17 protein-coding genes are annotated in these 11869 nt (G+C 52.6%); 3 read left to right on the top strand and 14 right to left on the bottom strand.

Annotation, left to right across the window (positions count from 1 at the left end):
• Positions 1–9 precede the first annotated feature (9 nt).
• Genes ACQCLF_RS02530 through ACQCLF_RS02520 form a run of 3 tightly spaced genes read right to left on the bottom strand, consistent with a single transcriptional unit; the run spans position 10 to position 922 of the window.
• Positions 10–372, bottom strand: a complete 363-nt coding sequence (locus ACQCLF_RS02530; protein WP_426984743.1) for a hypothetical protein — start codon at positions 370–372, stop codon at positions 10–12.
• A gap of 9 nt (positions 373–381) precedes the next feature.
• A complete protein-coding gene (locus tag ACQCLF_RS02525) occupies positions 382–723 on the bottom strand; it encodes an ogr/Delta-like zinc finger family protein (RefSeq protein WP_426984742.1) in 342 nt (113 codons plus the stop codon).
• Positions 724–736: 13 nt separating this feature from the next.
• Complete coding sequence (locus ACQCLF_RS02520; RefSeq protein WP_426984741.1) at positions 737–922, bottom strand: hypothetical protein; 186 nt, start codon at positions 920–922, stop codon at positions 737–739.
• A gap of 73 nt (positions 923–995) precedes the next feature.
• On the opposite strand from ACQCLF_RS02520, the gene ACQCLF_RS02515 reads away from it, so the two are divergent.
• The 3 genes from ACQCLF_RS02515 to ACQCLF_RS02505 all read left to right on the top strand — a co-directional run bounded on the left by ACQCLF_RS02515 (position 996) and on the right by ACQCLF_RS02505 (position 3637).
• A complete protein-coding gene (locus ACQCLF_RS02515) occupies positions 996–1340 on the top strand; it encodes a helix-turn-helix domain-containing protein (protein ID WP_426984740.1) in 345 nt (114 codons plus the stop codon).
• Between the two features lie 71 nt (positions 1341–1411).
• Positions 1412–2725 (top strand): hypothetical protein, encoded by a 1314-nt coding sequence (locus tag ACQCLF_RS02510; RefSeq protein ID WP_426984739.1) that lies wholly within the window; start codon positions 1412–1414, stop codon positions 2723–2725.
• Between the two features lie 54 nt (positions 2726–2779).
• Positions 2780–3637 (top strand): DNA adenine methylase, encoded by an 858-nt coding sequence (locus ACQCLF_RS02505; protein ID WP_426984738.1) that lies wholly within the window; start codon positions 2780–2782, stop codon positions 3635–3637.
• Positions 3638–3779: 142 nt separating this feature from the next.
• Here ACQCLF_RS02505 and ACQCLF_RS02500 read toward each other — a convergent pair whose 3' ends face one another.
• From ACQCLF_RS02500 to ACQCLF_RS02450, 11 genes are all read right to left on the bottom strand, one after another.
• Positions 3780–4127 (bottom strand): hypothetical protein, encoded by a 348-nt coding sequence (locus ACQCLF_RS02500; RefSeq protein WP_426984737.1) that lies wholly within the window; start codon positions 4125–4127, stop codon positions 3780–3782.
• Between the two features lie 24 nt (positions 4128–4151).
• Entirely contained in the window at positions 4152–4445 is a 294-nt protein-coding gene (locus ACQCLF_RS02495; RefSeq protein WP_426984736.1) for a hypothetical protein, read from the bottom strand.
• A 206-nt stretch (positions 4446–4651) separates the two neighbouring features.
• On the bottom strand, positions 4652–5641 hold the full coding sequence (locus ACQCLF_RS02490; RefSeq protein ID WP_426984735.1) for a contractile injection system protein, VgrG/Pvc8 family: 990 nt from the start codon (positions 5639–5641) through the stop codon (positions 4652–4654).
• Positions 5638–6141, bottom strand: a complete 504-nt coding sequence (locus tag ACQCLF_RS02485; RefSeq protein ID WP_426984734.1) for a phage tail protein — start codon at positions 6139–6141, stop codon at positions 5638–5640. The genes ACQCLF_RS02490 and ACQCLF_RS02485 overlap by 4 nt, the downstream gene beginning before the upstream one ends.
• A gap of 6 nt (positions 6142–6147) precedes the next feature.
• Positions 6148–8928 (bottom strand): phage tail tape measure protein, encoded by a 2781-nt coding sequence (locus ACQCLF_RS02480; protein ID WP_426984733.1) that lies wholly within the window; start codon positions 8926–8928, stop codon positions 6148–6150.
• A 23-nt stretch (positions 8929–8951) separates the two neighbouring features.
• The gene (locus ACQCLF_RS02475; RefSeq protein WP_426984732.1) at positions 8952–9209 is read right to left on the bottom strand and encodes a hypothetical protein; all 258 of its coding nucleotides are present in this window, start codon (positions 9207–9209) and stop codon (positions 8952–8954) included.
• 42 nt (positions 9210–9251) lie between these two features.
• Entirely contained in the window at positions 9252–9371 is a 120-nt protein-coding gene (locus ACQCLF_RS02470) for a GpE family phage tail protein (RefSeq protein WP_426984731.1), read from the bottom strand.
• An 8-nt stretch (positions 9372–9379) separates the two neighbouring features.
• The gene (locus ACQCLF_RS02465) at positions 9380–9694 is read right to left on the bottom strand and encodes a phage tail assembly protein (RefSeq protein WP_426984730.1); all 315 of its coding nucleotides are present in this window, start codon (positions 9692–9694) and stop codon (positions 9380–9382) included.
• A gap of 56 nt (positions 9695–9750) precedes the next feature.
• On the bottom strand, positions 9751–10263 hold the full coding sequence (locus ACQCLF_RS02460) for a phage major tail tube protein (protein ID WP_426984729.1): 513 nt from the start codon (positions 10261–10263) through the stop codon (positions 9751–9753).
• 61 nt (positions 10264–10324) lie between these two features.
• Positions 10325–11494, bottom strand: a complete 1170-nt coding sequence (locus ACQCLF_RS02455; protein WP_426984728.1) for a phage tail sheath protein — start codon at positions 11492–11494, stop codon at positions 10325–10327.
• A 109-nt stretch (positions 11495–11603) separates the two neighbouring features.
• Complete coding sequence (locus tag ACQCLF_RS02450; protein WP_426984727.1) at positions 11604–11867, bottom strand: hypothetical protein; 264 nt, start codon at positions 11865–11867, stop codon at positions 11604–11606.
• Positions 11868–11869 lie beyond the last annotated feature (2 nt).

Here is an 11869-nt window from a genome sequence, read left to right as displayed (position 1 = left end):
GTATTGGCCTCAATGCAGCGTGGGCTTGCCGTCGGTGCGGCCTGGCGTTGAGGGTTGGCTCTGTTGTAGCCCATCCAACAAGTCCCGCAAGGTGAGCACCACGCTTTGTGCCGGGGTGCGAATCACCAGCAAGTTATCGGTGGTGGCCGCCGTATCGATAAAGTGCCCCGCGGGCACCTGTTGGCTTTCCCAGTCGGCCAAGGCTCTCCAAGCCAGCAGCTCGGCCCGTTCTCTCGGGATTCCTGCCATTTGTATTAAGCCGTCGCGGCAGCGAGCGACCACCTGGCGTCGGTTGCTATGGCGGCGCATCTCACCGGCGAGCAACGTGGCGGCCAGCAGTTCAGGGTTGGGGTGTTGAGTGTTGGCGCTCATGGTGGGCTCCTATCGTTTGAAAATGTCCAACTGGTCCCGGTCGGGGTCGTTGGGGTTTTTAGTCTTTGGCCTGGCTCGTACCGGTAGTGCCACAGCGGCGTCGGGCAGCAGGTAAGGTGTTTCGGGCAGTGGTGCCGGAGTCGTGCTATCGCTTTTGGCCGAAGGCGTGAGCGTGGCCAGCAACTCCACCGAATAACGGCCTCGCCAGCCGCAGTGCTCAATGTTCTGGCACTCAACGATGCCATCGCGATACAGCGGCGTGATGGGTCGACTGGTGCGAATGCGAGCGGCCTCCCCGCAGAAAGGGCAGCGCAGTCGGGATTTTTCGGGGGCTTGAAGGGGCGTCGGCATAGCGGCTATCTCCCTATTGCTCCGGGTAATGTGTGGTTTTGGTGGTGGCGAGCCCTTGCTCAATGAAGCGCCGGCAGATTGAGGACATGCTGCGGTCTTCCCGTTCGGCGAGTGTTTCTACCGCTGATCGAGACTCAGGAGGGAGGGTGACCATGACGTGCGTTTTTGGCGCCCGATTGCTGGTGTTTTTGGTGCTCATGTCTTAAAGTTCCTTCAAAGGTTGAAGATAAGGCAATTATGGGAACAAAAGTTCTCTTTTGCAAGGAGATTTTGTGAATCAGAGTTCTCTTATGGCCCCTAGAATTAAGGAAGAGAGGTTACGGCTGGGTCTTAACCAAGCTGAAATCGCCCATGAGACGGGTGTTTCCCGTGAGATGTGGGGCAAATATGAGAGGGGGCAGGCCACCCCCGGAGGAGAAGTATTGTTCGCTTTTGCAGCGGCAGGGGCCGATATACAGTACATCATGACAGGGAATCGAGTTTCTGCGCCTTCCCTATCCCCTCGGGCCTCCGCCCTTCTTGATAATTACCAACAGCTTTGCGATGACGATCAGCGAGCGTTGGAACGTTTAGCTAGTGCGATTCAGAAACCGACGGCAGGCGTGAAGACCGGATAATTGTAAATGTTTGCTGGACTGTTTCAGTTAATCTTATCCTTCTAGGAAACTTAAAAATTAAGGAGCTTAATATGGAATTTAATAGTCTTCCGGTGTTAGACCTATATCTTGATCCTGATAATCCCAGACATGAGCCTATTAAGGATCAGCCGAAAATAATGGAGGAGCTAATAGCAAAAGAGAAGGTTAAAAGATTAGCTAGGAGTATCGCGGAAGAGGGTATTAATCCGTTGGAGCTTTTTGCTGTTGTAAAAGATAAATCTGGCAATAAATTTGTTATTGAAGGCAATCGAAGAACCTGTGCGTTATTAGCTCTGAACGACCCGGCCCTTGCGCCAGCAGGAGAGCGGAAATACTTCGCTAAACTAGCTCAAGGTAGCGAGGCCATTCCCGATAAGGTTAATGTGGTGGAGTTTTCTAGTAAAGATGAGGCAAGAATTTGGCTTGAGAGGCGGCATAATGGGGAGCAGGATGGTGCAGGGTTGGTCCCTTGGAAATCTGATCAGAAAGCCCGCTTCTTTGGTGGATCAAACAATAACGCATTGGCAGTTAAATTGCTGGATTACGCAGTAAAGGAGGGACTTATAACTGATGAAGATCGTCAAGGAAGGATATTGACCACTGCTACTAGGTATCTCGGCAACCCTGTCTTTAGAGACACGATTGGTGTGTCTTCAGGAAGGTCTGATCCAGAAGTAAAAATATCTGTAAAGAAAGAAGCTTTTAATAAGGTTCTTGGGAGGTTTTGTAAAGATTTAGTTACGGCGGGCGGAGGTGTAAGCTCGCGGTCAAAAAGTAAAGATTGGGTTGAATACGCTAGAAAGCTGAAAAAGCAAGGTATTGCTCCTAAAGTTGATGATCATACCGAAGAGTATTCATTAAGTGATGCTGCCGGTTCTAAATTAAAAACAAAAAAAAGAAAGCGAAATTCTCCTAATCCAGACTCGAGAAAAACCATTGTAAGCTCTGATTTTTCCGTTAAAATTAATAACAAAATTCTCAGTCGCGTATGTATTGAGCTGAAAAGGTTGGATTGCGATGAGTTTCCCTTTGCTGCGTCGGGAGTGTGTCGGTCCTTCTTGGAGGATGTGTACAGGTATTATCATGAAAAGGTCATAGGGAAAAGGCATTCAGGAAAAATGAATGAAGTTCTGGCGGCAAATATAAAACAGATTGAAAGTATAAAGGAATCCCTTACTCATGAGCAGCACAAGGCTTTGGGCGCGCTAAGGCGTGTGAACTCAAATGAGAATCATGTCTTTTCCCCAAAAACCCTAGGAGCATTTGCCCATGCTTCTCATACGCCGGATTCCAGACAGCTAAAAAGAGAGTGGGACAACGTATCGGCAATTGTTGAATTTATGGTTGACAAGGTGTGGCCGTAATTGATGGGTTTTGTTAGAATTCCGTTATTTCCCAGCTTGGAAAAGGATTCATCTATGTCAACCACATCCTCTCCACTTCGTTATCCTGGTGGGAAGTCATCTATAATCGAGATGGTTTCAACAATTATTAAAGCCAATAAGTTGGAACGAGGTTCCTATGTAGAGCCCTATGCAGGTGGGTGTGGGCTGGCTCTTAATTTAATGTTTAAAGGTTATGTGCATGAGATACATGTCAATGATATCGACAGATCTATTTGGGCTTTTTGGGATGCTGTGCTAAATAATCACAAAGAATTTATTGAAAAAATAAAAAATACGCCAGTTACATTAGACGAATGGCGAAAGCAGCGTGAGATATGGGAGGAAAAAGAGTGCTCAGATTTTGATTTAGGATTTTCAGCTTTTTATTTGAATAGGACGAATAGGTCAGGGATTATCTGTAAAGCAGGAGTTATTGGGGGGGTGGCTCAAGATGGACCTTATAAAATTGATTGTCGTTTTAATAAAGAGACGTTAATTTCAAAAATTGAGCGAATTAATAAGTACCGGCACCGTATACACTTGTCCAATTTGGATGCAGTAGAATTTATAAGAGAGTCTGATAAATATTTGCCGGAAAATAGTTTCTACTGTATAGACCCACCCTACTATGATAAAGGGTCAACCCTTTACACCAACTTTTATGAACATGACGATCACAAGGACTTGTCGAACGAGATAAAGGGTCTCGAAAGATCTTGGATTCTAACTTATGATAATGTCCCAGAAATAAGGAGGCTTTATCGTGGGCGAAGAATATACACTTTTGACATTAATTATGTGGCTGCAAAAAAAAGGGTAGGCTCTGAAATTCTAGTAGCGGGTAAATGGGTGAAAATTCCTAATTCGTTGGATGTAAAAAAAGTTGCATGATATGAGCCGTGAGGTAAGCTCACGACTAGTATAAGTATTTTGGCTCGGGCTTTACTGCAATATGAAACCTGCTCTCTCCTCGTTAACTGTTAAAATAAAAATGGGGCGTTTTCTCGCCCCATTTTTATCTGTGGTAATTGTTTTAGGCGCAGTCGGATAAGTCATCTGGAGATGGCGTCTTATCATCTGAATTTTTAGGGTCAGATATCTCTGAATGGAGTTCCCTTACAATTCGCTTAAGCTCGGCATCTACAAAACGACGTAAGATCTGCTTCATTAGAGGCTGATATCCTATGCTGTGGAAGTCGGCTATCATTTTTAGCTCTTCCAGCAAGGCTGGCTGCATTCTAATAGAAATAGTTTTAAGGCCTACAGCCGCGCTCACCGCTTCTACGCTAAGTTCAGACAAAGAAGCATGTTTTTCCTCAGAGCCGAGTACGCCTTGCTCCCAGTTTTCCGGTGTTCCTTCGAACTCTTTTGTCTTGGACATGGTAAGTTCACCTCGTTTCTTACATTAATTGCTGACTAATTTGCTGTATAAACGCTTTTTTGTTTCGTCAGCATCATAGGCTGTTTTGATAACAACCGTTTCATCAATATACATAAAGGCTATAAAAAGCCATCTTCCATTATCTGTTTGCTCAACAAACCACTGGGTGGGAGGGTTTGTTTTGTGGGTTTCTCTGTTATCGGTTAAAAAACCCTTCGACACATTGGCGAAGCATTCCAATACTTCAGAACACTTAACGTTGTGTTTGACCTTAAGCTTACTTTGAATTGATGGGTCAATTTTGATGCCATTGGCCATAAGTTAAGCCCCGTGAAGTCCATGTATATACGCCCGAAGCCCCTGCCCGGATGCTTAATGTATATACAATGGGGATATACTTCAAGTATAACTGATTTTTTTCTATTTTCTGTGGTGTGGCACACATATGTGATTTTAAGCAATAATCGTGCCGATTTGTTGCTTTGGGCAACGTATTGCTGCCAAGGTGGAAATACGCTACAACATTACTTTGTCTCGGACTCAACTGAACTATTAAACCCACTCTCCATTAATCGATGATCCACGCGCAATACTATCCACCATTTTGCATCAATATCGTCCTTCCAACCCTGTAGCCGAAGCGGCGTTTCCACCTGTAGCGCCGCCTCCCCTCGCGCCAGCGTCAAGTTGAGCGTCGCTTTCCCTCGTTCCAGTCGTGCCCACTCTGCCGTGGCGGCGGTCATGGCGTCGTGCTCGGTCGCAAAGGTTTCCGGTAGCTCGGTGGCCTTCTCGGGGCTGCCCGCGACCACCCATTCGTAACGCCCACCATCTATATCGTTCCACTTGGCACGCACTCCGGTGTAGGCGTCACGTTCTATGTGGGAGTAGCGGTGCTGGTCGGTGTCGCGCCGCTGAATCGTTACCGGGGGGAGGTCGGCCCCAGACAGGGTGGTGGCTTGAGCTTTGGGGATGAATAACAGTCGGTTTTCTTTGACCGATACGAGAGCGTCATAAGGTTTGCCGATGCGTGTCAGGAAGTTCAGGTCGCTCTCTGCCGTTTGCTGCGGGGACGGTAGCCTAACCCCGGACAGGCGAGGTGAGACGACCGCTTTCAGGCCATGTTCTGCCGCGATTTCCTGCACCAGCTCACCGATGGTTACCCGGTACCAACTACGGGATTTTTTGCCGGGTAGATCGTCGCGCAGGTTGGCACTGCGGGCGCGTATGGTCAGTTGGTCGGGCGGGCCGCTGTGCTCGGTTTCATCCACGGTAAACAGCCCTTTATCTATTAAGGGCTCGCCTTCCCAACCGATGGCCACTTGAATCTCGGCGCCATGCGGTGGGATACCCAGCTGGTTATCGTGGTCGCTGAGTATCAGGTTCATGGTATCGGCTTCGTCGCCACTGTTCTCGGTAATTGCCAAGCTGATTAGCCGTCCATTGACGGTGGGCGTAATGTCTTCGCCATTGACGACCAGACGATAGCGCGGAGCGGCGTGTGGGTATGGGTTCATAGCCGGGTAACCTGCTCTAACGCCCCGCTCAACGTATCTCGCGCACGATTCAGCGGGGCGGCCAGTAATCCGCTGGCGGCCAGTAAACCGGCGTTGGTGGCCGTGCCGAGTAAGTCCAGACGTTTTTCATCCACGCGGGTTAACGCTATGGAAAATTCGATTTTCTTAGGGACTCCGTCGCGGAAAAATTCGCTGCTGGTTTCACTGACGGATGTAACGGCCCAGAATCCATACAGCCGTCCGCTGCCCTCAATGAGAGGCCAGGCTTTACCCTGGTCACCCATGGTACGAATGAGATCCAAACTGAGGCGGCCACCGGTGAGTTCCGGATAGAGCGTACCGCTTAGGGTAATAGTGTCTTCACCCGGCCCCAGGTATTGGTAGGCAGGGCGTTGACCAACGCGGTTTTGGCTGTTGTGGCGCCACTCTGTTTGCCGCTGTAGCTGTTGGTAAGGCGCGGTGTGGATCTCAAAGACGAAAAAACCCAGTGTCATCATCATGGCTGTTTACCGGTCGTAAAGTGCGGAGCGGGAACGGGCGGCGCGTTGTCGTTCGCGTTCATCCAGCAGGCGTTCAACTTGTTGGGCAATGGCCATTTCACTCATGCCGGGAGCGGCGTGAATGTGAATTTCAATACGCTCACCGGTGGCTGTCGGTGCTGGTTGGGTTCGGCTGATAGGAGGGCGAGTGTCCCACTGCATATCGGCGGCCACCGGCATGGCCAGCGCACCGGTAAGGGCTACACCTGCCCCGGCTGCAGTAATGCGTTTGGTGAGGGTGTCCACCTGGTTCAGTGTTTGCCGGGTGTTTCTGTCCAGCCCTTGTTGGTAGCCCGCCAAGGTGTCGTGGCCGAAGCTGGCGAAGACTCGGCTTGGGGAGTTGATGCCCAGCTTTTCTTTGAACCAGCCAATGGTGCTGTCGGCGATGTCGGACACTGCCTTTTTCACATCGCCGAATTTACTGACGATGCCGGAGACCAAACCGTTAATGAGTTCTGCTCCAAACTCTGTAAAGCTGGCGGGAAGGTCAAATTCAAAGTAACGGAGCACACCGGCAAACGCCTTGTAGAATAAGCCGATTGGGCTCCAGTCCAGAATGACTTTGCCGATGGCGGCCAGGCCGTCCAGCGTCCACTCTGTCATGCCCGACCAGCCACCTTGCCACGCTTGCTTTAAACCCGCCCAGAATGATTGGATGCCGATACTGATGGTGGTCCAAAGCCCAGAGAACCATTCACTGAGCGGTTCCCAGTCGCGCCAAATCAGGTAAGCGCCACCGGCAATGGCGGTAACCAATAAGCCAATGGGGTTCATTAGCAGTATGCGCCCGATCCACAGCAAGGCCTTGCCGGTGATGATCAATGCTTTGCTGAGTAAGCGCAGAGTTGCAGGAATAGCCAGCAGCACTCGCCCAAAGCCGGAGAGCGCCATCATGGAGGTGCCCAATACAATGGCCAGAGGGCCGAGCACGAGTAGTACCAGCGTGACACCTGCGGCAATTTTGGCCAGCCGGGCGGCCAGTTCTGGGTTCTCTTTTACCCACGCAGAGATACCTCTTACTGTTTCGGTAAGTGACTGAATGAAGTCACGCAAAGGGCCGTTGTTCACATCGCTCACAGTGATGCCAACTTCTTCCCAGGCACTGCGTAGGCTTTTGAGATCTCCACCGAGGTTGTCAGCGCGTACAGCCGCCATAGCGCTATTCTCGCCCTGAACATTTTGCAGCTGTTTAAGTAGCTCCGATACGCCGCCCGAACCTTGCTGACGGATCAGCTCCGCCATGCCGGAACCGGCCTCATCCCCAAAAATTCGTTTGAGGTAGCTGGAGCGCTCTACGTTGCCCATCTTCTCTGTGGCCCATGACACATCATCCAGAATTGCCATGATGTCTCGCATGTTGCCGCTTTCATCGTCTACCCGGAGGCCGAGTGCATCCATGGCTTTACGCGCTTCGCCGCGCGGTGCAGAAAGACGGCTGAGCATGGCGCGAAGTGTGGTGCCTGCCTGGCTCCCTTGAATGCCGATATTACCCAATAGCCCGGCAAAGGTGGCCGCTTGTTCCAGCGACACGTCCAGCCCTTCAGCCTGGCCGAGGTACTTCATGGTTTCACCAAGCATTTCCAGATCAACATTGGCGCGGCTGGCGGTACCGGAGAGCACATCGGCTACACGCTGCATGTTGCCTTCGGTTTCCGGGTCGATTTTGAACGCGCTGCTGATGTTGGAGGCGATGTCTGCGGTGCGAGCCAGGTCGGTGCCGTTAGCCAGGGCCAAGTCGAGCATGTCGCGCATGGAGGCGCGTATGGCCTCCGGTGTAAACCCGGCTCGGGCGAGAAACGTTTGTCCGGCGCCGACTTCGGTGGCGCTGAATGCCGTGGATCCGCCCAGCTCTCTGGCCTGATCGCGAAGCATGGTAAAGCGAGGGTCGTCGCGGTTCAGTCGTGCAACGGCCTGCAATTCGCTCATTTGTTGGCCGTAGCTAATACCGGGTGCAATCAGGTCCACCATACGCTGCCCAGCGGCGCGGCCCATCATCATCGCCCCGGCACCATGGGCGGCCACGCTCATGCCAGCACGGTGGAGGCCACGCATTTTTGCCACACGGTTTTGATAACGCTCCTGGCTGGCAGTGAGCTGATCAAGCCGGTTTTTTTGCTGGGTGAGTGAGGTTTTAAGCGCGTCACTGTCGGCTCGCAACCGCCGGGCGCTCTGGCCCATTTGATCAGTGTTGACGCCAGCGGCTTGCAGACGTTGGCGCAGAGGATCCAGCCGGGCAGTCAGTTGCTGTTGGCGGCGAGTGAGTTGTTCAACCTGGGTACGGGTGTTCTTGGTACGGTCCCGATACCGTTTAAGTGTTTGAGATGACTTGGAGTGCGCTTGCTCCTGGTTGCGTAGGCTGATGGTGGCTTTTTCGTACTCACGCCTGAACTCTTCGCTTTCGCCTTTACCGGAGACCAAGGCTTTAGCCAGCCGGTTATGGTGACGCCTGGCGTTTTGCAAAGCGCTTTGAATACCCTGATGTGCCACCTGCTGTTTCTTCAGGGCTTCGGTGTGTGCGGCTTGGCTGGCTCGGCTTTGTTCCAACCGGGAGCGGTTGGCTCTAAGGTGAGCGTTGACCTCCCGTAGGCTACGCAGGTCTCGCGCGGCGTTATCCACCTGTCGAAGTTGTTGGCGAGTGCTTCGCAAGGCCTCAGCGGCCCGGCTACTGCTTTGGGAGGCACGTTTCAGCGGGCCGGTGACTTTATCGACGGCACTCAGGACCAGCTGTAGCTGTAGGCGGCGGTCCATTTACTGGACCCGCCGATAGGGTGTTACCGGGGTGGTTCGCTCCGACGAATGGCGGCCAGCTCGCGCTGATGTTCGAGAGCCAGTCTGGCTTGCTCCTGCTCGAAGGCGGCCTGTTCGGCCTGGGCCTGGTGCAGTGTGTTCAGAGATGTTGAGGGGGAGGGTTCGCCGCGCTTGAGCAAAGCGCGTGCGCCAGCGGCCAAAAGGCTGCCAGCGCCCAACGCGCTGCCGATCAGTACGGCGATAAACAGGCCCAGTAATGACCAGGCGATGAAAGTGCCCATGGTGTAACGTCCATAACAACCAATGTTTGACCACTATAGCATTCATGAATCGTCTGCTCCACTACGCAGGCGGGCCTGCTCTCTCCAGTCCATTAGCTCGTGCAGGGGCATGGTGTGCATCTGCTGTGGCCCCCAGTGAAAGATGGCGGCAATGTCCGCCATGGCGTCGTCTACTCGGCGAGGAATGCGTCCGCTCTCGCCGATTTCGGCAGCAAAAAACCATTCACCTCCATACCAATTTGAGTCAAGTCACTCGGCGCCATTTGGCGCACATCGGCTTCGGCAATGCTGGGCGTGGCAATGCGTGGTACCAGCTTGCACAGCGCCGTCACGTCCATCTGCATAAGGTCGTACAGGTTTAGCCCACGCAGCTCGCCGCTGGCGGGCTTGCGCAGAGTGAGGGTGGTAATGTCATTGCCGCCCCGGGGAATGGGCTGATCCAGTGTGATGGTGTTGGAAGCATCGGTTTTGGTTTTGGTGCTCATGGTGTTGTCTCTTACTGGGGTGGAGAAAGTCAGCCGGGCAGAACCCGGCCAGTGAATTACAAGCCGGTAGCGCGGCGGCGTTCAGCCATCCGATCAACGCCATCCGGTCCGATAAACACGTTGCCTGGCACATCAATTTCCAAAAAGGTTTGGCCATCGATCACCAGCTTGTAGTAGCTGCATGTGGTGACGACTTTGATTTCATTGTTCTCGCCGGCTTTGGCCGTGCCCATGTCAATCTCGCGGTGGCGGCCTCGAACGATAACGTCCGCAGAGGTGGTTTCTCCGGTATCGTCACGCACGTAAGCACCGGAAAAACGGAGCAGGCTGTGGTCCGGTGCCGTCGCACCATAACCGTCGAAAATGCTTTCGATCAGCCCCGCAGCGGTCCACTCGAACTCGATTTTTTCCTGCCCCATATCAATTTCCAGCGTGCCGTCCATACCACTGCCCCGATACTCCTCCATTTTTCGGGTGAGCTTGGGCAGGGCGAGTTCAGCAATTTGGCTCTGCCAGGCTTCGCCGTCGCCGAACAAGTTAAAGTCGCGGAGTTTTTTGGGAAGTGCCATGATGGGTTACCTTGGTATTGTCAGTAAAAAGGGCGCCGCGAACAGCGCCGTAAGCGGCTGGTTAGGCGCGAACGCTGGCTGCAAAATCGACCAGGTAGCGGTCAGTAATACGCTGCCGTAGTTGAAGATTTTCTAGCGGTGGCACGGGTGTGTAGTCGTAGTCAATGTAGAGCTTTCCCGCCTTGAGGGTGTCCGAGGTGTTCACTTCATCATCGAACCAGGCACCGCCGTCAATGATCAGACCGAGCGTTTTCAGGCTGCGCATCTTGGCGTTGATACCTTCGAGAATGTCTTTGGCCAAGGAGGGGTGCATGGGTTTGTCGACGGCCCAGAAGTGTGCTTCGGCCATGGTGTCGGCTAGTACCTGGGCGGTACGGGCGTAGTTTTCAAAGGCGAACAGCGGGTCGTCTGAACAGGTGCGGCTTCCCCAAAAGCGAAAGCCTTCACGGTTAATCAGCGTGGTGATGTCGGCTTCGTTCAGGTATCCGGCATCGGTGCTGGGGTCTTGCAGATCAAAGAACACATCTTTACTAATGCCGGTCACACCGTTTACCGCCACGTTGGATAGGGTTTTGTGCCAGCCAACGGTTTGATCAATCTTGGCGCGCAATCCCAGTGCGTAAGCTGTTGCATCGGCTTCTACAGTGCTTTGACTGGTGGTGTTGAACGCTTCAAAGTTTGGCCAGAGCAACATTAATTCACGTGCTGCAAAACCTTCGCGATACATGGCAGCTTCTTCCATGGAGTCGCAGTTATGGCAGCTTGCATAGGCGAAACCGCGTAACTTTTGTGCGATGCTGACCAGCTCAGGTGTTACGTTCTCGGTATCCAGGCCGGGCGCGCCCAGAATGCGGGGCTTAATACCAAAACGTTGCTCGGCTGCCAATAACGCTTTCAGCCCGGTTTTCTTGCCGTCAACTACATCGCCGATAACATTGGCTTCTGTTTCGGCGCTGTCTTCTCCCTCGGCCACCCGGACTACGACTGTCATTGGGCTGGTTTGTGATGCTATAGCACTGAGTGTGCGGGCGAGAGTGCCTTGTGTGCCAGCTTCACCGGATGCAGACAGTGGATCGGTGACCAGTACCGGCGTATTGAGTGGGAACTTCTGCTCGTTCGCGTCGGCAGCGGTGGCCACCAAACCAATAACAGCCGTGGAGGGTGTGCGAATGGTGCGCGTGCCTTCGTTGATTTCGATAACACGCACACCGTGGTGATAAGAGTCGGGCATGGTGGGCTCCTGAGTAATGAGTGCCAAAAAGGCGATGTCAGAGCCATGGTCATGCACTACGCGCGCGGGGGAAAGTGCGCGCGGGTGTGTCTGCGGGGTTTACAACACTTCAGTATTCTGAAGGCTGATTGCTGTCTGGCGTGAGGTCGGATGGGGAAAAGTTCAAAATAAAACCTTCGTCAATCCCGAAATCACCCGAACACAAGCGAGCCCATATTTGATTGCCTGTGGATGCCGTATCCCCTTGGCCAGCAATGTACTCGACCCATTCCCAGTCGGATCCAATACCGTCTCCCATCTTAATTTGAACTTGACACTGAACAATGCTGCTGGTGATCTTTTTGGGGTTTATAATCTGGCCTATCGCTGTCATGA

The sequence above is a fragment of the Marinimicrobium sp. ARAG 43.8 genome, assembly GCF_050113635.1.
GTDB lineage: Bacteria > Pseudomonadota > Gammaproteobacteria > Pseudomonadales > Cellvibrionaceae > Marinimicrobium.
Note: the sequence above shows the minus strand (reverse complement) of the source record. Positions and strands in the feature narration are given on the sequence as shown.

Bases quoted from the DNA above. Each gene is read 5' to 3' on its own strand.
- ACQCLF_RS02480 (WP_426984733.1), bottom strand. From the start codon at position 8,928: ATGGACCGCCGCCTACAGCTACAGCTGGTCCTGAGTGCCGTCGATAAA.
- ACQCLF_RS02520 (WP_426984741.1), bottom strand. From the start codon at position 922: ATGAGCACCAAAAACACCAGCAATCGGGCGCCAAAAACGCACGTCATG.
- ACQCLF_RS02450 (WP_426984727.1), bottom strand. From the start codon at position 11,867: ATGACAGCGATAGGCCAGATTATAAACCCCAAAAAGATCACCAGCAGC.
- ACQCLF_RS02475 (WP_426984732.1), bottom strand. From the start codon at position 9,209: ATGGGCACTTTCATCGCCTGGTCATTACTGGGCCTGTTTATCGCCGTA.
- ACQCLF_RS02470 (WP_426984731.1), bottom strand. From the start codon at position 9,371: ATGGCGGACATTGCCGCCATCTTTCACTGGGGGCCACAGCAGATGCAC.
- ACQCLF_RS02465 (WP_426984730.1), bottom strand. From the start codon at position 9,694: ATGAGCACCAAAACCAAAACCGATGCTTCCAACACCATCACACTGGAT.
- ACQCLF_RS02500 (WP_426984737.1), bottom strand. From the start codon at position 4,127: ATGTCCAAGACAAAAGAGTTCGAAGGAACACCGGAAAACTGGGAGCAA.
- ACQCLF_RS02455 (WP_426984728.1), bottom strand. From the start codon at position 11,494: ATGCCCGACTCTTATCACCACGGTGTGCGTGTTATCGAAATCAACGAA.
- ACQCLF_RS02495 (WP_426984736.1), bottom strand. From the start codon at position 4,445: ATGGCCAATGGCATCAAAATTGACCCATCAATTCAAAGTAAGCTTAAG.
- ACQCLF_RS02525 (WP_426984742.1), bottom strand. From the start codon at position 723: ATGCCGACGCCCCTTCAAGCCCCCGAAAAATCCCGACTGCGCTGCCCT.
- ACQCLF_RS02510 (WP_426984739.1), top strand. From the start codon at position 1,412: ATGGAATTTAATAGTCTTCCGGTGTTAGACCTATATCTTGATCCTGAT.
- ACQCLF_RS02490 (WP_426984735.1), bottom strand. From the start codon at position 5,641: ATGAACCCATACCCACACGCCGCTCCGCGCTATCGTCTGGTCGTCAAT.
- ACQCLF_RS02485 (WP_426984734.1), bottom strand. From the start codon at position 6,141: ATGATGATGACACTGGGTTTTTTCGTCTTTGAGATCCACACCGCGCCT.
- ACQCLF_RS02505 (WP_426984738.1), top strand. From the start codon at position 2,780: ATGTCAACCACATCCTCTCCACTTCGTTATCCTGGTGGGAAGTCATCT.
- ACQCLF_RS02460 (WP_426984729.1), bottom strand. From the start codon at position 10,263: ATGGCACTTCCCAAAAAACTCCGCGACTTTAACTTGTTCGGCGACGGC.
- ACQCLF_RS02530 (WP_426984743.1), bottom strand. From the start codon at position 372: ATGAGCGCCAACACTCAACACCCCAACCCTGAACTGCTGGCCGCCACG.